We start from the raw sequence: 20,360 nt of genomic DNA, 5'->3' as shown, positions 1-20,360 counted from the left end.
GAAAGCATACGCAATCGTTTTAATTTTCACCATTAAATGAAAAGTGCGCATTGATTGCGTACTTCTTTTTAGGAGTAATCATTATGATGATAGATAAACGCCTAATTAACACGGTGGCCGATAGTAAAAAATGGATTGGTGTCACTGTGTTGTGGAATTGGGTGGCGTTAGTTGGCGGGATTATTAGTGCCGTCGTGTTTTCTTATATTTTACAAGCCGCTTATTTTAAAGAGTTGACGATGTCAGGTGCGGTGGGTTTAGGTGTGATTTTAATTGCGGCATTGGCATTACGTGCTTTTGCCGGTAAAAAATCGGTGCAGGCGTCTTATTTTGCCAGCACAAAAGTGAAGCATGAATTGCGTAGCCTTATCTATCGTAAATTGGCTTCTATGCCACTTAATCAAGTGAATCAACAATCCACTTCAAGCATTATCCAAGTGGCATCAGAAGGTGTAGAACAGCTTGAAATCTACTTTGGGCGTTATTTGCCGCAGCTTTTTTATAGCTTGCTTGCTCCACTTACTCTCTTTGCCTTCCTGATCTTTTTCAGCTTTAAAACAGCCATTATTTTATTAATTTGCGTGCCGCTTATTCCGATGTCGATTATTGCGGTGAATAAAATTGCGAAAAAACTTTTGGCAAAATATTGGTCCATTTATGTGGGATTAGGCAGCAGCTTTTTAGATAACCTACAAGGTTTAATCACGTTAAAAATCTATCAAGATGATGCTTATAAAGCGAAAGCAATGGATGAAGAAGCAGAGCATTTCCGCAAAATCACCATGAAAGTGCTTACTATGCAACTTAACTCGGTATCACTGATGGATTTGCTCGCTTATGGTGGCGCAGCAATCGGGATTTTAACCGCACTATTGCAATTCCAAGATGCACAACTCAGCGTGTTAGGCGTGATTTTATTTATTCTACTTTCCTCTGAGTTTTTTATTCCGCTTCGTTTGCTGGGTTCATTCTTCCATGTGGCGATGAATGGTAAAGCAGCTTCGGATAAGATTTTCACATTGCTTGATACGCCAGTGGAAAACCAACAAAGTGCGGTGGATTTTGAAGCAAAAAATAACGTTCAAGTGGAAATTAAAGATCTACATTTTGCGTACTCTGCAGAAAAACCAGCAATTCAAGGTTTAACTTTAACGATTCAACCAAACCAACTTTCTGTATTTGTGGGTAAAAGTGGTTGCGGCAAATCAACCTTAGTTTCGTTGTTGATGGGCTTTAATAAAGCGCAACAAGGTGAGATTTTGTTTAATGGACAAAACGCCTCAGAAATTGACCGCACTTCTTTCTATCAAAAAGTATCGTTGGTGAGCCATAGCAGCTACGTGTTTAAAGGTTCGCTGCGTGAAAATATGACGATGGCGAAAATTGATGCCACAGACGAGCAAATTTATGCGTGTTTAGAACAAGTAAATCTTGCCCAATTTGTACGCGAAAATGGCGGGTTAGATATGCCGCTATTAAGCCGTGGCGCAAATTTATCAGGCGGTCAGATTCAACGTTTAGCCTTAGCGCGTGCTTTATTACACAATGCCGAGCTTTATATTTTTGATGAAGCGACCAGTAACATTGATGTGGAAAGCGAAGAAATTATTCTGCAGTTCATTCAACAATTTAAACAACAAAAAACCATTGTGATGATTTCTCACCGCTTGGCAAATGCGGTAAATGCGGACTGTATTAACGTACTTGACCAAGGCAAATTGATTGAGCAAGGCACACACGAAACCTTAATGGCAAAACAAGGTGCGTATGCAGAAATGTTCCAACAACAAAAAGATTTAGAACAAATTAGAGAGGTGGCAAATGCGTAAAAATGGTTTTGTTGTGATGGGGCATTTATTGAAATTAGTGACTCCACTTGCGCACATTATGGCGTTTACCATCACCATGGGAACGCTCGGTTTCCTGGCTGCCATCTTTATTATGGTGCTGGGTGCGATGGGGTTAGTGAATCTTCTTAACTTTGACACCCATTTAACTTTTTCTGGAATTTTGACCGCACTTATCGTATTGGCGGTGGCTCGTGGCGCGTTGCGTTATTTAGAGCAAATGTCTGGGCACTATATTGCTTTTAAATTACTGGCATTATTGCGTGACAAAGTGTTTTCTTCTTTGCGTCGCCTAGCTTTTGTGAAGTTGCAAGATAAACAAGCAGGACAATTAGTGTCATTGGTGACCAACGATATAGAATTACTCGAAGTATTCTATGCACACACCATTGCACCAATTATGATTGCGTTCTTTACCTCTGCGATTTTATTGTTGGTCTTTGCGCATCTTTCAGGCTGGTTTGTGCTTGTGGCATTAGCCGCTTATTTAACAGTTGGCGTGATTTTACCGATTATCACCACCAAATTGGCGCGAGAAGATGGCAGACGCTATCGTGAATTGGTAGGCGAAATGAATGATTTCTTCCTCGACAGTGTGCGTGGTATGAAAGAAATTCAGCTTTTTGGCTATGCACAACAACGTTTAGAAGAAATCCAACAACGTAGTCAAAAAATTGATACGGCTTTTGAGTGCATTAAAGATCAAGAAGCGAAAGTTCGTGTTTATACTGAAGTGGCAGTATCTGTTTTCAACATCATTATGCTGTTTACTGGCTTAATTTTATTTAGCTTAGATAAAATTAATTTCGCTGCCTTTTTAATCGGCGTGATTTTATTGATGTCGAGCTACGGGCCAGTTATCGCCTTAAGTAACCTTTCAAGCAACTTGTTACAAACGTTGGCTTCAGGTGAGCGAGTATTAAGTTTATTAGCGGAAGAGCCAGAATTAAAAGATGTAGAAAGTGCGGTCGATTTAAAAGATGTTTCTCGCATTGATGTCGAGAATGTAAACTTCGCTTATGGCGAAGAACAGATTTTATTGGATGTCAGCTTATCTGTGAAAAAAGGTGAAATCTTGGGGATTCACGGCAGAAGCGGTAGCGGTAAAAGTACCTTGTTGAAATTACTGATGCGTTTTTACGATCCTAAATCAGGTAGCATTAAAATTAACGGCGAAACTTTACCGAATATCAACACTCGTAGCTTGCGTGACAATATGGCATACATTACCCAGCAAACCTACATTTTCAACGAAACCATCGAGGAAAATATTCGTCTTGCTCGCCGTGATGCAACATTAGAAGAAATTATGGAAGCAGCAAAGAAAGCCTCAATTCATGATTTCATTTTAAGCTTGCCAGAAGGTTATCAAACGAAAATGACGGAATTGGGCGGCAACCTCTCTGATGGTGAAAAACAACGTATCGGTATTGCGCGTGCATTCTTACATAATGCACCGATTATTTTACTCGATGAACCGACCAGTAATTTGGATAGCTTAAACGAAGCGATGATTTTGAAATCATTACTCGATGTTAAAGCTGAGAAATTGATTATTCTCGTCAGTCATCGCCAGTCTACGATGGCAATTTGTGATCAGGTTATTGGTATAGAAAACGGCAGAATGTCCTAAATTAATATAAGAAAAAATCGCACTGTTAAAGGTGCGATTTTTTTGTTATAGAGCGCTAAAGTCCGACTATAAAAACTATATGCTAGAATTTTTAGATAGTTATAGAGCTTATAACTACATGCTCAACGGAAAAGTCTTTGGATATTAATCCTAGGGGTAGGTATTTCCGCTTAATTTCATCAAATTTCTTAAGTATCTTTTTTGTAAACCAATCAATTTAAACTAAATGCTCGAATATAAGGTAGTTTTCCTTTTTCTAGCATTTCTTGAATACCGCTTTGATGGTCATTGGTGCCTAAACCTCTTAATTCTAAGGTTACGCCAATGCTATTATCGTAAACGACCTCATTATGTTTTTGATTTTGGTGGCTTGTGACGTAGCGTCTAGCTCCGATACCAGCAGCCCAACAACAGCTGTTATATTGGACGCCAATATACTGTTCTACTGGTTTCTGTAAGGCGAGATCTTGATAATAGCGCCCTACCACAGCCCAATTATTCACAATTTCCCAGCCTACAACCAATCCCACTTGTTGGATATCTTGTTGATATGCGTTAACTGATTTACCTAAGTTTTGGTCAATATATTCCTGGTTAGCGTATCGATAATTTAACTGAATTAAATTATTTTTTTCAGGATTATATTCTAGTGATGTATTCGCTAATGATGTTGAGTTAGTATGAGTATCAAATTGATAGCTACCACGCCAATGCCATTTATCACTCATTTTCCAATTAGATTCTAAGGCCCAATCTGATGAGGAAGTCGGGGTTTTATTTGCTGGGTTTTCATCAATACGAGAATTACTTAAGTAATAAATTTGACCTGCAGATAAATTAAAGCGTTCTTCGCCACCAATATCATAAAAACGCGTTGTGCCACCCAAGGTAATTTGATTTGCCGATGAAATTCGGTCTAAACCACTATAACGGCGATCACGAAATAGAGAATAGTAATCTTGCTGTACTAATGCTGAATCGTAACCAAATCCTAAATATTCATTATTAAGTTTTGAACCAATATTGCTTTGATTTCGGTAAGGACGATATAAATACTGCACGTGCGGTTCGAAAGTTTGTGTATAGTCTTTTAAGAACGTTGTATCGCGTGCTAATACGCTTTGTAAATCAACTTTAAATTGCGGAATAACTCGATTTACAGTTTTTTGCACGTCCTCTGCATTTTTTCCTGAACCTTTTTTCTGATCGTAGCGAGTCGCATAAAGTTTAGTTTCAATATTCAAACTGCCGTATTTATTTGACATTAAAGAATTTAGGCTAGGCTCTACATGGAAACGCCATGCAGTTGGCATTAATTCACTGTCATTATCAAACCGAACAGCTTGTGAATGTAATTTGAAATTTAACCATCCATTAGCCAAATCATGTTTGTAGTAATTGAAATCTAATTGTGGCATTGCACGATAAGGGCCGATGTCCACTTCATCAAAAATCTGGAACTGATGTGCAGAAAGAGAAAAATTATAATTTTGTTGATAATAAGCTACGCGAGCATATTGGTTTGCGTAGCCATCAGTACTGCGACCATAAACGGACTCAAAATCACTGAAATAACGTTTATCGCTTACTCGGGTATAATCAATATTTAAGCGCCAATTTTGTAAAAAGCTAGAATTGTGATTCCAATAGAACAAATGACGTTTTCGATTATCACTAGAATATTCAGAGTAACGATCGTTACCTAAATATTCTCCTGCGACTTTACCCTCGCCAATAGGGGTTAAATAGCGAAATTCCCCATTTGCTTGCCAACCACGGCGAGACATATATTTCGGGGTAAAAGTAAGATCGTAATTAGGTGCGATATTCCAATAAATTGGTTGTGCATACCAAAGACCATCTCGGTTAGATGTCCCCGCACTTGGAATCAATAAGCCAGAACGACGACGATCTCCAATGGGTAATTGTAAGTAAGGGGTATAAAAGACAGGAACACCATGCACTTTGAAACGAGCATGCCACATTTCAGCATATTCTTCTTTCACGTATTGACGAATTTCTGACGCATCTATAGCCCAAGTATTATTACCTTGCAAACATGAAGTAAAGGTGGCGCTTTTCATTACGCGATAATTATTACTTAATGTTATATCATCAGCCTTACCTCGACCTTGACGACCGACAAATTCATATTCTGAATTTGTTAAATTGCCATCATGACTATCTAAATTAAACTCCGCATCTTTACCCAACATATTGATCTGATTATCTTTATAATCAAATCCATCGCGGACATAAGCCATGCGTAAAGGTGTTGGCTGGTTGCCTGATTGTTTTACCTGCACGGATTGTGCTAACAAATGACGATTGCCTTGTTTCAAATCTACGTTACCTCGATAGGTAGCATTATTTGGCTGATTAATTTCTGCATTATCTGCTTCAATATATACAGGCAGAGAATTCACATCGCCCGTCATGATTTCACCGCTAAATTTTGGCACGCCCATTAAACATTGTTCATGTAAATCCGCCAAACTTTGTTGGCTATAAAGTGCGGTCAAAATAGCAAGTGAACTTAAAGCGTATTTTTTATTCATCGTCTTGTTTTAATTTGTCAGAAAATTGGTCAGATTATACTGGAAAAAGGTCAAGGCTAGTAATATTTTTCAATAAACTGTTGATGGGATGTATCTAGATTTTTCTATAACTTTACGTGCATAAAATTAAAAAACTCAGCAAAAGCCGAGTTTTTCTTATTTTACAACGTTAAATGTCAACGGAGCATAAACAATCTTACCTACTTGAACTTGGATTGTATATTGGCCTTAAGGATCCTTTTCTCAAATTTCCAGCTATTAACCATCTTTTACCTAAATCAGTTGGGGGCTCCAGACTTATCATAGATTGAAAGATAAAGTATTAGTTGCGGTTATTTTGGAACATCGGACATTGTAAATACGGATTTACGTATAAAGAAAGTACGGCGAATATTAATGATTTTTCATTATTTAAATAAAGTATGAATGATTAAAATTCATGGTGTTTTAGGATAGTTAAAGCTATTGTACCACCAGTACGCTAATACATCCCATATCTTCTAGCATTAAATTCGATACCCCAAATAAGAATGGGTAGTTGCCAGAAGATGCTTGATCAAATTTCACTAAAATTTGAGTTTTGTTTTTTACCCAAACTGTATCTTTCCAAGCTAATTCTTCAGCTTGGAATTGATGTTCTCCTTGGCTTTCCACCACAAATTTGGCACCTTGAATAGTAAATCCAACAGGTAAATTTGCATTTAAAATCCAGCGTTCAATTGTTCCTTTTCGGGCTATTACATCAACTTTGCGTGGGTCAAAACGTCTTTGGTTAATTAAACCGTTTGTGACATCAATATTAAATTCTCGAGTTTGTGCAACGGCTTGTTGTAACATTGCTGGCGCATCCGTTCCGAAAGTGAGGTTTGGTTGTTTGTTAAATGCGGATATTTGTCCTTGGGCTCGTAATTCAAGCACTGTGTTATCAGCGAGTTCATCGCTTGAGATCAACATATTTTTCATTTTGTCGTACAAGCCACGTTTACTTCCGCTAATGAGAGATACGTTGTCAATTTCATTCATATTAACCAGTATTTCTGCGCGTTCTCCTGGCGAGAGAACCAAAGATTTGACCGATTTAGCCTGTGGTAAGAAACCTAAATCTTGTGCAATAAGTAGTATTTCTTGATCATTATCTAAGCGCAAATCATAAGCACGAGCTAATGAAGCATTGAGCAAACGTAAACGAATCCAGCCGCGTGCGACATCTAAATATGGTGCTTCAATACCATTTACTAATAAGCGATTGCCTACAAAGTGCGGTTGATTTTGTTTGAATAATTGGAGACCATCATTATTAAATTCCATATCTTGTAAAATCAATGGAATGTCATCAACGCCATATTTATTGGGAAGATTCGCTTTTAGGCTTTGTTCATCTTCAATCAACCACATTCCAGCTAAACCACGATAGGTTTGATAGGCTGAGTTGGCTAATGTTGCGGAACGATACCAACAGCTTGCTGCGGGTTGTTCAATAGGCACGATGGGTGCCCAGGACTCGCCTTTTTTTAGTATTCTAGCCGCTCCACCAAACAGTTCACCCGATGCTTGTAAGCCTTGAATAGATAAGGCAACGGATTGTGGCAAATTGTTATGATAATTAAGTTTAGCAAAGCTACCTGATTTGATTTTAATGGTTGGGCCAAGATAATTACCGTTGAATCCCCATACTGTCACATTGTGTGAGCCATCTAGGGGATAATTCATTTCCTGCATTGTTAATACAATCGGGCGACCGTGACGAACTTCAATTAGTGGTGGCACAACTAATTTTTCACGGCTTGCCGCTAACAATGGTGCTGGCACAGTGGAAAGTGCGGTAGAAATCGCAGCTGTTCTTAATAATTGACGGCGAGAAAGGCGTGGCATTTTAGTTTCCTTTTGCTATCTCTTCATCAAGTTCGGCAATGCGTTTTTCCATTAGATCATGACAATAAGCCGCAAGATCTCGAACATTGTCTTTGGTATAGCCTGAAACATCGATTGGACCCATTATTTCGCAAATCACTTTGCCATTATCCCAGCGATTTAAATTAATTTTATTATGCGTGGTTGAGCAAACGACTGGAATAATCGGTACACCTGCTGAAATTGCCGCATGGAATGCACCCGTTTTAAAGGGTAATAAACCGCGACCGCGACTGCGAGTGCCTTCTGGGAACATCCAAATAGATAAATTATCTTCATTAATTCGTCGTGCGAGCTGCGACATCGTACTGTGTGCTTTTGTGCGGTTTTCTCTATCTAAGAAAATATTGCCTGTTACCCAATACAGAATGCCGAAGAAGGGTATCCAAATTAAACTTTTTTTACCCACACTTACTGTGCGAGGTTGCACCATATAAGAGATTGTCACCATATCATAATTGTTTTGGTGATTACCGATATAAATGGCACGTCCAATCTGCTCTTGATTTTGAGGAATACGATGTTCTACTTTTAAGCCAAAAAGTGGATATAAACGCCCAAACCAACGTGCAACAATGCCTACGTTGCTTGGATTTTTAAAGCGGATAAAAGAATAAATCGTACCCAGTACACAAATTAGAATACAGCAGATTAATACGAGGAAAATTCGAAGTAATTTTAACATGAGGATGTCCTATACAAAATTTCGTTAAAGTATAGCAAATTCAATATCAATATGTGCTAATCTAAACAAAAATCGTGGAATTTTTATGAAACATAGCTATTTTATTTCTGATTTGCATCTAAGCGAAAATCGGCCTGAATTGACTGCACTTTTTTTCAATTTTATGCAGAGTCTTGCCCCACAAGCTGAACGGCTTTACATTTTAGGTGATCTTTTTGATTTTTGGATTGGTGATGACGAGCAATCTACATTGATTCAACAAGTTAAAGATTTAATTAAATCTGTAAGCGAGCAAGATGTGCAATGTTATTTTCAGCACGGCAACCGTGATTTCTTAATTGGTGAACGTTTTGCGAAAGATACAGGTGTTCAGCTTTTGCCTGATTATCAATTAATCACACTTTATGATAAAAAAATCTTACTTTGTCATGGTGATACACTTTGCATTGATGATGAGGCTTACCAACAATTTCGCCGCAGAGTTCATCAAAAATGGTTGCAGCGTTTGTTTTTGCGCTTGCCATTAAAAGTGCGGGTGACAATTGCGGAGAAAATTCGGGCGAAGAGTAATCAAGATAAACAAGCCAAATCACAGGAAATCATGGATGTAAATCAAGCCTTCACGACAGAAAAAGTACAAGAATTTGGTGTAAATTTATTAATTCACGGACACACACACCGTGAGGCGATTCATCAACAAGAAGGATTTACCCGAATTGTATTAGGGGATTGGCGAAAAAATTACGCGTCAATTTTAAAAATGGATGAAAGCGGAGAATTTGGTTTTATTAAAGATTAGAAGTGCGGTGAAAAATCACCGCACTTTTGATGTTAAGATTTTGTTCGAGCAAACGCCGCGGCTTCAGCGATTAATTCATCGCTTGGGCGTTGATGTGTATAAAGTTCAAATTGTTCTACAGCCTGAAGTACAATCACTTCTGCGCCAGAAATGGTTTGTTTTCCTTGTGCTTGAGCATAACGAATAAAGGGCGTTTCAGCAGGAATGGCGACTACATCAAACGCGACACTAGCATTATCAATGAGCGCTTTTGGAAAGGCTAAATCCATTTCTTCCTTGCCTCCTTTCATGCCGATTGGCGTAACATTAACTAAAATGTCAGCCTTTTGGTTTTCTAAAGAATCAATGTATTCGTAGCCGTAAAGTACGGCGAGATATTGACCTGTTTTTACGTTGCGTGCGTAAATTTTTAACTTCTCAAAACCTGAATTTTTAAAGGCCGCCACAACGGCTTTTGCCATACCACCACTGCCATGAACAATGACTTTAGCATTTTTATTTAAGTGATATTTTTCAATTAATTTTACGATGGCAATGTAATCAGTGTTATATGCACGCAAAAAGCCATTATCGTTCACGATTGTGTTTACAGATTCAATAGCTTGTGCTGACGGATGAATTTCATCTAAAAATGGCATACAAGCTTCTTTGAATGGCATTGACACTGCACAACCACGGATGCCTAATGCGCGCACGCCTTTGATAGCGTGTTCAATATCCTGCGTGGTGAAGGCTTTATAAATGAAATTCAAGCCTAGTTTGTCGTACAAATAATTGTGAAAGGTAGTACCGAAATTACCTGGGCGACCAGATAAAGACATGCAGAGTTGGGTATCTTTGTTGATCATGGTGTCTCCTTATATGTTTAAATTCATTCCATCATCAATGCTGATAAAATATTGGTTCATATCGAAAGCAGGTTTTGCCGCTTTATCTTGACTCACAATGCGAGCTGGTACACCTGCTGCTGTGGCATATTCCGGCACAGGATGAAGCACAACGGAATTTGCCCCAATTTTGGCGTATTTACCCACTTCAATATTGCCGAGAATTTTTGCTCCCGCCCCAATCATGACACCCTCGCGTACTTTAGGATGACGATCGCCTGATTCTTTTCCTGTACCGCCAAGCGTTACGCCTTGCAAAATTGATACATCATTTTCAATTATAGATGTTTCCCCTACAACAATACCTGTTGCATGGTCGAACATGATTCCGTGACCAATTTTCGCTGCGGGATGAATATCGACATCGAAAGCTACTGAAATTTGGTTTTGTAAATAAAGAGCAAGGGATTTACGGTTTTGATTCCATAAATAATGGGTGATTCGATAACTTTGAATCGCATGGAAACCTTTTAAATAAAGCAATGGGGTGGACCATAACTCCACAGCAGGATCTCGGTGGCGGACAGCTTGAATATCGCAAGCAGCACAATCAATGATCGACGGATTGGCTTGATAGGCTTCCTCAATAATTTCTCGGAGAGAAATGGCGGGCATAATAGGATTGGCTAATTTGTTCGCTAATAAATAACTTAGCGCACCGCCCAGATTTTGATGTTTTAAAATCGTAGAGTGAAAAAAACTCGCAAGCATAGGTTCGTTTTCGGCAAGTTCTTTGGCTTCTTGGCGAATATGTTGCCACACATCTAATGTCATTTTTCCTCCTGTTGCCTGCTTTCAGACTACGCGTTGATGATATATGTTAATCATAGCTGAATTTGTGTATATACGGAAAGATCTATTAAAAACAAAAGTGAAACAGGCTAGAAATAATTTCTAACGAGGATATTACTTATTTACTGGGCGGAATTTAAACGGCACAATGGATATGCCATTTTTTCCATTTTTTAGTTGATAAAATTGAGGGTAGTTAAAATTACGTTGAACGATATTGTAAGGATTTTTATCGCCTTCTAGTTTAGCATTTTGATAAAGTTGATTAATCTCCCGCACTTTTTCATCTTTTTCACCATCGCAGCGGCGATAGATTTCGAGACGATTAGATTCATCTAAAATGTAAACATTGAAGCTGTCATCGGAATTATCTTCAAAAAAGAATTGTAGGAATCCTTCACTTGCGAAGGCATCCATTTCTGGTGGATAGCGACGACTTTCTTGGTTTGTCTCGCCATCTTCAATTGGTGTTTGTAAAACTTCGTCAAAATCCACCGCACTTTCAGCTTCATTACAGACCGATTCATTTCCGATTTCTTGTAAGCTGATCCCGCGATCTTCAAAAAATAATTGCCAGTTTTTACCCGCTACGCGTAAGCGCGATGTTTGGCAAGGTTGTTGAATATCACCTACTTGGATACTAACGCATCGATTTACTAATCCCATCACTAATTGGCGTAAATCTTGGCGATAACGTTCGCTATAACAATAGACTTGGATGGAATCTGGGCGATTAACGCCACGATAAATTTTGTTAGAAAGTACTTTTAGCGCAAGCAAAATGGCATTTTGCCCTTCAAAATGGAGCGTTCGGATTTCGTTCCACACATTGCGATAAGTAAAATCAATACTGCCCACAAGGCTTTGTTCGAGCGATCCAAAACTAAATAAATCTCGCGATGAAATACCGGTTAATACTTCTTCTACTTTGGATGTTGGATCGGCGGTGAGATTTATGGCAATAAACAAGCTACGAATTTCGCATTGATTTAATAAATCGCTATTTTTAGGTTGTTTAGCGATGGTGCTTGGAAAAGACTGACGTAAGTTAGTGACAAAGCGTTGCAATGTGCTTAAAGTCACATTCTTGCTAAAAATTGACAATTCGGTTTTTTCAGTGAGTAAATGATTGAAATAAGCCCAAGAGACTAATTTATTTAGGCTTTCTCCGTATTCAATCACACGTTCTTTAGAGAACATAATATGGTGTGTTGGTTGATTGATAAGGTACCAACCATCTTTAAAATGTTTATTGCCGCGAACTTCCACAAAAGTCAGGTGTGCTTCTGATAAATTGTGAGATATTTGTGTGTTGAGTAAGGACACTTTGCCGGGAAGCTCTTCAAAAGCAGTATAAAGTTTGCGAGAAAGAATGTTGATATCTTGTGGCACGACACTCGAGTGAATGTGATGCTTTCGCGCAAATTCCACTAAATTACGATAACTCAACATTAAAAATTTCATTATGTTATCGTGGTTTTCTTTTACTGCCTTAATTTTCCAAAATGGACGCTTATTGAGATGTTTTACCGTTTCTGCAGACCATCCCCATTCTTGCGCAAGGATTTCCATATAACGAATACGCCAATTATTGGTTTGGTAACGCGCAAAATCTTCCGTTGCTTTCACATAGAAACAACGGCGCACAAAATCCAAACGTTTAAATTCAGAAAGTGCGGTTAAATATTGGGTTACTTTTGCAAGAATGGCAATGTAAGGATCAAAATGGTGATCAGGATCGGTATTACCAGCAAGTAAATCTCGCTTAAAAGTGCGGGCAATTAAGCAAGTGTTTGGGTATTCTTTGGAATAGGCTTCCAACAACAAAATTTTGAGCACAGATTTATAAGGTGAATCAATCCCTTTATAAAGATGCCATAAACTGGCACCGAAATATTCGTTTGCAGAAAATTGCCCTAAACCGCCGAAATCTACCCAATCATTTGGATCAATTTCCCCTTCCGTAATTAAACGAGCGACCTCTTTTTCATAGTCTTTTTCATTTTCCACCCATAAATGCAACCAAAGTAGAGGTTTGCCTGCTAAGCGTACAGCGGAGCGATAGAATTCATCAAGCAATAACATATATTGCGCAGAGCCGCTATTTTCAATAGTTAGTGGGTCAGCATAATGTTCATTGCGGAAACGTTGTTGATCCATCAAATAAAAATTAATTTCCACATTAAATTGCATTGCCCATTCACTAATCCGTTTAGTTTTTTGGATAAGAAGAGCGTGTTCATCAGGAGTTAAGTCGTCTCGGACACAAATCCAAGTATCAAGATCGGAAGAAGATGTTTGACTTATTGAGCCAAAGCTACCCATTAAATAAACGCCTAGAATGGGTGGTAAAACTTCGTGAAAATTTACCGCACTTTTGAGTATTGAAGGCTTATGATCGGCATAGTGAATAGCGTATTCATTGGTGAGCCATTTTTTTTGATAATCAGATGCGAGGAAACTTGCAATACCTGAGGGGGCGTGAATAACATAGCCCGGAAGTTGCGGATGGTTTAGGTGTAAAAGTAAAGGAACAACCGCTAAAACGTGTTGGAATGCATCGCCTGAACCTTGTAATGCACGCTCAAAACGGCGTTGATCCAAGGCGCTAACCCATTGTTTTGCTTGTGCTAGATTACATTCCACGCGGCGTCCCTACCAGAACAACAAAAATTGGTGAACAATTTACCACTTAGGGAGTATAAATGCAAAAAATTGTGATGCAAATCACAGTTTGTGAAGAATCCGAGACTTTAAATCATCAGAAAGCAAAATAAATGACGAGAAATCTTATTTTTAATTCAATTTCTCATATCTGAGGTGTTTCTTATATCAACAATCAAAATGACTTTCTAACCTAAGAGTGATAGGATACCCCTCAATTTCATTGCGTAAATTACTTAATTTCACTAATGTAAGGATTTACATTTCTTTACAGTTGGTGGAAGAACTGCTCCGTATTTTTCTTGTCAAAGCGAACGCATTACAGATTTTAAAAATAAGCCTAAGGGAAAAATATTGTGATTTTCCTAAAGGGCAATAATTTGAATTTATTGAATACCTTACTCAATCTGACTTATTAAGGAATTGATATGGCAAAAGATCAATCTAACGATATCACTGAACAAGTCGGTGATACGCCGGAAACGGTGGTTGAAAAAACAGAAACGATGCAGCCAGTTACACAAACTATTGTGAAAAAAACGGGCACAGCATTGAGTTTATTGGCGATTCTCATTGCGCTAGGTGTAGGGGGGGCTGGTTATTATTTTGGTCAGCAACAAGTAGCTGAAATTCAGCAAAAATTAACCGCACTTGAAAGCCAAAGTGGTGTAGCGGTTTCTGTCCCTGTGTCTGATAATAGTGGACAGGTTACACAATTAGAACAGGGCTTAAAAACCTCACAAGATAAAGTCGAGCAACTTGAGCAATTAGTTGCAGGCAAAACAAGCGAAATTGCTACGTTACAAGCCCAAGTAAAACAAGTTAGTCAACTGGCTGGCGCACAACAACCGACTGACTGGTTATTTTCCGAAGCAGATTTCTTGTTAAATAACGCCTTGCGTAAACTTGTTTTAGATAACGATGTTGATACAGCTATTTCTTTATTAAAATTGGCTGATGAAACACTTGTTAAGGTAAACAATTCACAAGCGAATACGATTCGTACTGCAATCAATCAAGATTTAAAACAACTTCTTTCACTTTCAAGCGTAGACCAAAATGCAGTAATGCAAAAACTTTCACAGCTTGCCAATACTGTGGATGAGCTACAAGCATTGAATGTAAATTTTGATGAAACGCCAGAAAAGAGCGGTAAATTATCTGATGATATTGCAGATTGGCAGCAAAATGTGGAAAAGAGCGCAACTTCTTTCCTAAATCACTTCATTCGTATTTCGCCAAAACAAAGTGTGGATAAAAAAGAATTGCTTGCGCCAAACCAAGATATTTATCTGCGTGAGAACATTCGTTTGCGTTTACAACTTGCTATTATGGCCGTACCTCGCCAGCAAGATGAACTTTATAAACAATCTTTAGATGCGGTTGCTTCTTGGGTTCGTAGCTATTTTGATACGAATGCAGAAGTGACGCAAAATTTCTTAAAATCAGTAGATGAGCTGGCTGATTCTTCTATTTATGTCGATGTGCCAGAGCAATTACAAAGTTTGACTTTGCTGGATAAATATCTTAATCGTGCGCCGTTAGATGTTCAAAAGGTGGAAATTGAAGCGGACAAAGCCATTGAAACAATGCCTAAAGCTGAAGGTGCGGTAACAGAACAATCAGCACCAGAAAAACAAGAATCTCAACCGGCAAAAGCTGAGCCACAAAAATAAGGATAGCCTATGTTTAGAGTGCTTTTTTTAATGCTAGCATTGCTTGCTGGGTTGATTGCAGGACCTTATCTTTCTGGCCAGCAAGGCTATGTTCGTATTGAAACAACAAATAATATTGTTGAAATGTCGATTACGACATTAGTGATTTTCTTCGTGATTGCTTTAGCGATTATTTATGGCTTGGAATGGATCGTAACGCGTTTTTTACGTTTAAGCCGCGGTTCTTATAATTGGTTTTCTAGCCGTAAACGTGTGAGAGCGCAGAAACAAACCCTTGAAGGTTTGATGAAGATGAATGAAGGGGATTACGCCAAAGCAGAAAAATTGATTGGTAAGAATGCCAAACATTCTGCTGAGCCTGTGTTAAACCTCATCAAAGCAGCTGAGGCGGCGCAACAACGTGGTGATGAATTTAGTGCAAATCGCTATTTGATTGAAGCCACTGAATTAGCTGGTTCAGATAATTTGCTGGTGGAAATTGCCCGTACGCGTATTTTATTGCAACAAAACAAATTGCCGGCAGCGCGCAGTTCTGTGGATAGCTTGTTAGAAATGGCTGGTCGCAATAAAGAGGTGTTAAAACTTGCTGTAGAAATTTATCTTCGTTCTAAAGCTTATCAAGCTCTTGATAAGATTTTAGACGGTGTTGAAAATAGCGGTTTATTCAGTGCTGAAGAGTTTAAAGATCTTCGTTCTCAAACAGAAAATGGTTTGCTCGATGAGAAAATGAATGAAGAAGGCGTAGATGGTTTACTTGAATGGTGGGATGCTCAGTCTCGTAGCCGTCGTAATAATATTGATCTCAAAGTTGGTTTAATTCAGCGTTTAATTGATTGTAATGATCATGAGTCAGCATCAGAATTTACAGTTGAAGTATTAAAGAAAATTGGCGATAACACCAGTATTAGCAAAGAACTTTGTACTCAAATTACTCGTTTGCAACCAGAAGATAACAGTAAACTTCTCAAGCTAATAGAAAAACGTGCAAAACGTGCAGATGAAAAACAAAAATGCTGTATCAATCGTGCTTTGGGTTATTTATATGTTCGTAACAATGAATTTGTTAAAGCAGCAGATGTGTTCAAAAACGTGATGGCTTGCCCTGAACAGTTAGAGCCAAATGATTTGATGATGGCATCTTATGTATTTGAACAAGCGGGTGATAAAGCATTAGCTGAGCAAGTTCGCCAAGAGAGTTTGAAATCAGTGATGGCAATTCAAGATGCCGTTCCAGAAAGTGCGGAAGAAAAAACAGAAGAAAATTCAACCGCACTTTTAGAAAGCAAATCTGAGTAACTCAATTTAAAAGATAAAACGCACTTCAATTGAAGTGCGTTTTTTGTTGCTTTGAATCTAAAACTATATATTTTTCAGTTTATTAGAATATAACACCAAACAGAGTGCGATCACCATAATCAAAATTGCACCTGCAAATAAGATGGTATCCACAGAGCTTTCATGATTAACAATGATTAAACGCAACATCGCAGTGATCCCAGCATAAATAAAATAGCGCAAAGGGAAGTGATAGCCGCTTTTAAAATACTGCACAATCAAACCAATAAACCCGAAATATAAGAAAAACATCACTGCTTGTTCAGCTACGTCATAAGGCACGACAGTCGAAGTATTAAGCACCATCATTGCTAAAGTATAAGTGATTTTTCCAAGGGCAATGATGAGTACAATCGCCAACGCAATCAATGCCGTGCAAAGCACGATTTTCAATATACCAGTAATAATTCGTGGCAATTTTTCTAATTCTGGAGATTCTTCCATTTCTATTCCTTACAGCAAAAATTAAAGGCTCGTATTCTAATGCAAGATTGTAAAGTTGGTCAAAGTCATTTGGAAAAATAAAGTGGAATTACACCCATACACTGTAAGTAAAGATGCGTACCTGAATTTTTCACTGACGTAAATCAAATGTACGATGCGTTATTGAATAAATCTGGAGCAACTGATGTATTTACCGACTTTCCAAACACAGGCGTTGAGTTTTTGAAAAAACAAAAATAATACGTAAGTAAAAGTAATAAAAAGAGCGGTCAAAATTCATGGGATTTTTGACCGTTTTTATTATATTGATCACAGAAATTCATATCTTAAGATGATATAATAGGTATTGAAGAACCTTCACTAGATACAACACTATCTAGAATATCCAATACCAACACTCCTGACTCATAATATGTAATTATTGTATCTATCGTGGCAGTACAATTATTACCATGAGCAACATCATGTCTTAATTGAACCAATGAATTTAGATCTGATTTTATATTATTTTCATGTTTTTTTAATTTATCACTAAAAGACTTATTCCAGTTAGAATCAAATTTAGATAAATAATGTTCTATCATTCCTGTTGTAGGATTACTTGAACTATCTATTATTTCTTTTGAAATAAAATCCTTAATTCTATTATGTGAGGTTCCACAATCTAACTTTAACCTATCGAATAGAATTTTCTTAAATAAAATCTCAATTCTCCCTGATGCTCTAACTACCGAGTAGTTGGTCAAGTGTTTTGATATCTTAGATAATTTATGCCTTTCACTATTTATCTCTTTTTTTATTTCTTTCAACTCATTTCTTACTTCATTTATATTATTAATTAAATCAGAATTCATAATCTAATCCAAATAAAATTTTAGTGGCCAAAGTTATTCTTTTCTTAATGTTATCTACATTAGTAGTTCTTACTGATGTTGACGATATAAACTCTTGATTATGTAGCAATTCCTTATATCTTCCAATATAATCGGTAGAATTAGATTTGATAAAACCGATTTCATTTGCAAATGTTGCCGCAGTACAAATAGCATCAAAGATTGGTGGAGTTACTCTACCAACAAATATATCTTTCTTACTATCGTAACGCTTAAATGCTGCCTCACCTAAAATATCATCTAATACTATTAACATACTGATAAATTTATTTTCTAAGGCATTGCAGACATGCTCATCAATATTTTTATTACAACCCATATAATTATTAAGATATTTTACAAGATTTATTGATATTTGTTCCTTCTCTTTAGAATTTCTAAAATTACTTATAGCAAAAAATCTTAAAATTAGTTCAAGATCAAACATTCTAGGATCATCTGAATCACTCCCAAAAGATTTTCTCCATAGCTTATTATTATTGAGTTTAAATAATAAAGAATTAAAACTACCTTGATATACACAGTTTCTTATTTCTTGAGGTTTTAACGCAACCCCGCTAGTATTAATTCTTTCAAAAATTTGGTACATTCCTGTATCATTTTGTGGGGACTTCTGTTCAAAAATTATTGCGTGAATTGTCGTTGAACGAATTTTTCGCTGTTCATCCTGAGTCAATTCTAAAAATGACTTTCCTCTCCATCGCTCATTAATAATTTCCGATTTTACCAGGTTAAATGTCTTATCTGTTGACTGAAATTTATTTCCCTTTATAAAGTCATAAATAGTCATTATTCTCTGATAACCATCTATAATTAGCATAGTTTCATCTTCTTTTTTTGCGAGGAAAATACTTGGAACAGGAAGCCCTAATAAAATTGAATCTATAAATCGGCTAGCTTCTTGTTTTTTCCAAACATACTTTCTTTGTAACTCAGGTTTTAATAAATCTCCCTCTTCATACATTGTCACTAACTCTCTAAATGATAAATCTGCCCCCCATGAAGTAATATTAAATAAATCATCATTAGAATAAGAGTCATTCTCTTTATCAAGCTCAGATATTCTATTTTCCATAAATAATCCTTAAGTTAATATAATCTTTTAAATATGCTAATAGTTTTATACATTATTTAAAAACGGTTAGCTGCCTACATCCAATTATTTTATATAAAGATTCTATAAATATTTATATCATATAAAAAACATTCTTGACTAAAAACATGTTTTATTACGATACTATATTAGTTGAACATATAATACACTGGAAGTAATGTAACATCTTACGCTTATTAAGATAAGATGTTGCAAGTTTATTATCTCTTATTTTTAATTAATATTCTGTGATAAACTTCACATTATTTGAAAATCACTTTAATATCTCTAAAATATTATCCTTAAATCGCATATGAATGCTATTTAACTATTCTTTTTTATTACAAAAAAGCTTGCCATTCATCCCAGCAAGCCTTTCAAAATAAATCAATTAAGCAAATTGTTTTTTATTCTCTAAATAACGTTTTGCACATTCAGCTGCTGCAACCAATCCGCCTGCCATCATAATGATATCTTTAATAACGAGTCGGCCAGCACCTGAGAGATATGGGAAGCCATAATTAGGTGTTGGGAAGTCCCCGCCTAAATTCGGCACCCAGGTTTCTGGCGTAAATATCAGGAAAGACAGCGTGACTATCGACATGCCAAAGGTGAGTAAACCTCCGAATAAACCTAATGTTGGAGACCAAATCCCTGCTAATACTAAAATACCAATGGTGACGATTATCGCGCCAATAATATAAGAAGCGGTATAGGTGCCATTAGCTTTATGCCACTCAATATTTTTAGCGACCATTTTGCCTTCAGGGTTTTTGTATAAGGTATATTCTTTTACTAAAACACCCTTATCATTTTCTACCATGTTCGCTCCATTTTTGTAAAGGAAGCTTAAGAAAGGGCTATTTGACACAAAATGTGCGATACCGTCAGCCTCATATTGGCAAACTTTTAAGCCACCAATCCAAACCATCACTACACAAATAGCAATGCGGATAAAGTTAATAAATTGACGTTGCAATGGCGCAACAATATTAGCTAGCAATGTAACTAAACTACTCATTAAGAACTCCTCATATAGTTCAATTGATATTACGGACAAAATATCCAAGAATTATTCAGTATAAAAAAGAGATACTGACTCACTCAGTATCTCTTATTTTGTATTAATTTTCTGTGAGCAAT

The 20,360-nt window shown here is 37.1% G+C and carries 15 protein-coding genes and 1 pseudogene; 6 read left to right on the top strand and 10 right to left on the bottom strand.

Translation table 11 applies throughout. From position 1 onward, the window contains the following. The first annotated feature begins 83 nt into the window (after positions 1 to 83). Entirely contained in the window at positions 84 to 1,829 is a 1,746-nt protein-coding gene (locus tag AAX18_RS05355; RefSeq protein ID WP_005625565.1) for an ABC transporter ATP-binding protein/permease, read from the top strand. Next, the gene (locus tag AAX18_RS05350; RefSeq protein ID WP_005625567.1) at positions 1,822 to 3,480 is read left to right on the top strand and encodes an amino acid ABC transporter ATP-binding/permease protein; all 1,659 of its coding nucleotides are present in this window, start codon (positions 1,822 to 1,824) and stop codon (positions 3,478 to 3,480) included. The genes AAX18_RS05355 and AAX18_RS05350 overlap by 8 nt, the downstream gene beginning before the upstream one ends. 212 nt (positions 3,481 to 3,692) lie before the next feature. Here AAX18_RS05350 and lptD read toward each other — a convergent pair whose 3' ends face one another. From lptD to AAX18_RS05335, 3 genes are all read right to left on the bottom strand, one after another. Continuing rightward, complete coding sequence (gene lptD, locus AAX18_RS05345; protein WP_005625569.1) at positions 3,693 to 6,038, bottom strand: LPS assembly protein LptD; 2,346 nt, start codon at positions 6,036 to 6,038, stop codon at positions 3,693 to 3,695. 462 nt (positions 6,039 to 6,500) lie between these two features. Continuing rightward, complete coding sequence (locus tag AAX18_RS05340) at positions 6,501 to 7,910, bottom strand: multicopper oxidase domain-containing protein (protein ID WP_046953196.1); 1,410 nt, start codon at positions 7,908 to 7,910, stop codon at positions 6,501 to 6,503. A 1-nt stretch (position 7,911) separates the two neighbouring features. Next, the gene (locus tag AAX18_RS05335; protein WP_046953195.1) at positions 7,912 to 8,634 is read right to left on the bottom strand and encodes a 1-acylglycerol-3-phosphate O-acyltransferase; all 723 of its coding nucleotides are present in this window, start codon (positions 8,632 to 8,634) and stop codon (positions 7,912 to 7,914) included. A gap of 85 nt (positions 8,635 to 8,719) precedes the next feature. On the opposite strand from AAX18_RS05335, the gene lpxH reads away from it, so the two are divergent. Continuing rightward, positions 8,720 to 9,433, top strand: coding sequence for a UDP-2,3-diacylglucosamine diphosphatase (gene lpxH / locus AAX18_RS05330; RefSeq protein ID WP_046953194.1), 714 nt, complete (start codon positions 8,720 to 8,722; stop codon positions 9,431 to 9,433). Positions 9,434 to 9,465: 32 nt separating this feature from the next. Here lpxH and AAX18_RS05325 read toward each other — a convergent pair whose 3' ends face one another. From AAX18_RS05325 to AAX18_RS05315, 3 genes are all read right to left on the bottom strand, one after another. Then, positions 9,466 to 10,281 (bottom strand): shikimate 5-dehydrogenase, encoded by an 816-nt coding sequence (locus AAX18_RS05325; RefSeq protein ID WP_005625579.1) that lies wholly within the window; start codon positions 10,279 to 10,281, stop codon positions 9,466 to 9,468. Positions 10,282 to 10,290: 9 nt separating this feature from the next. After that, on the bottom strand, positions 10,291 to 11,094 hold the full coding sequence (gene cysE / locus AAX18_RS05320; RefSeq protein ID WP_005625581.1) for a serine O-acetyltransferase: 804 nt from the start codon (positions 11,092 to 11,094) through the stop codon (positions 10,291 to 10,293). Between the two features lie 132 nt (positions 11,095 to 11,226). After that, a complete protein-coding gene (locus AAX18_RS05315; protein ID WP_005625583.1) occupies positions 11,227 to 13,758 on the bottom strand; it encodes a class I adenylate cyclase in 2,532 nt (843 codons plus the stop codon). A 446-nt stretch (positions 13,759 to 14,204) separates the two neighbouring features. Between AAX18_RS05315 and AAX18_RS05310 the strand changes: the two genes are divergently transcribed. After that, the gene (locus AAX18_RS05310; RefSeq protein ID WP_046953193.1) at positions 14,205 to 15,452 is read left to right on the top strand and encodes a uroporphyrinogen-III C-methyltransferase; all 1,248 of its coding nucleotides are present in this window, start codon (positions 14,205 to 14,207) and stop codon (positions 15,450 to 15,452) included. A gap of 9 nt (positions 15,453 to 15,461) precedes the next feature. Then, positions 15,462 to 16,748: a heme biosynthesis protein HemY gene (locus AAX18_RS05305; RefSeq protein WP_046953192.1), complete on the top strand. Its 1,287-nt coding sequence runs from the start codon at positions 15,462 to 15,464 to the stop codon at positions 16,746 to 16,748. A 63-nt stretch (positions 16,749 to 16,811) separates the two neighbouring features. On the opposite strand, the gene psiE is transcribed toward AAX18_RS05305, so the two are convergent. Next, entirely contained in the window at positions 16,812 to 17,231 is a 420-nt protein-coding gene (gene psiE, locus AAX18_RS05300) for a phosphate-starvation-inducible protein PsiE (protein WP_046953191.1), read from the bottom strand. Between the two features lie 76 nt (positions 17,232 to 17,307). Between psiE and AAX18_RS08725 the strand changes: the two are divergent. Continuing rightward, positions 17,308 to 17,471 (top strand): annotated as a pseudogene (locus tag AAX18_RS08725) (glycerophosphodiester phosphodiesterase); the annotation flags it as partial. A gap of 86 nt (positions 17,472 to 17,557) precedes the next feature. Here AAX18_RS08725 and AAX18_RS05295 read toward each other — a convergent pair. The 3 genes from AAX18_RS05295 to AAX18_RS05285 form a co-directional block, all read right to left on the bottom strand. Continuing rightward, positions 17,558 to 18,085, bottom strand: a complete 528-nt coding sequence (locus tag AAX18_RS05295) for a HEPN domain-containing protein (RefSeq protein WP_046953190.1) — start codon at positions 18,083 to 18,085, stop codon at positions 17,558 to 17,560. Further along, complete coding sequence (locus AAX18_RS05290; RefSeq protein ID WP_046953189.1) at positions 18,075 to 19,199, bottom strand: DUF262 domain-containing protein; 1,125 nt, start codon at positions 19,197 to 19,199, stop codon at positions 18,075 to 18,077. The genes AAX18_RS05295 and AAX18_RS05290 overlap by 11 nt, the downstream gene beginning before the upstream one ends. Positions 19,200 to 19,608: 409 nt before the next feature. Next, on the bottom strand, positions 19,609 to 20,238 hold the full coding sequence (locus AAX18_RS05285; protein ID WP_005635621.1) for a YkgB family protein: 630 nt from the start codon (positions 20,236 to 20,238) through the stop codon (positions 19,609 to 19,611). Positions 20,239 to 20,360 lie beyond the last annotated feature (122 nt).

Source organism: Haemophilus haemolyticus (assembly GCF_001008205.1).
Lineage (GTDB): Bacteria > Pseudomonadota > Gammaproteobacteria > Enterobacterales > Pasteurellaceae > Haemophilus > Haemophilus haemolyticus_Q.
This window is presented reverse-complemented; position numbering and strand designations above follow the sequence as displayed.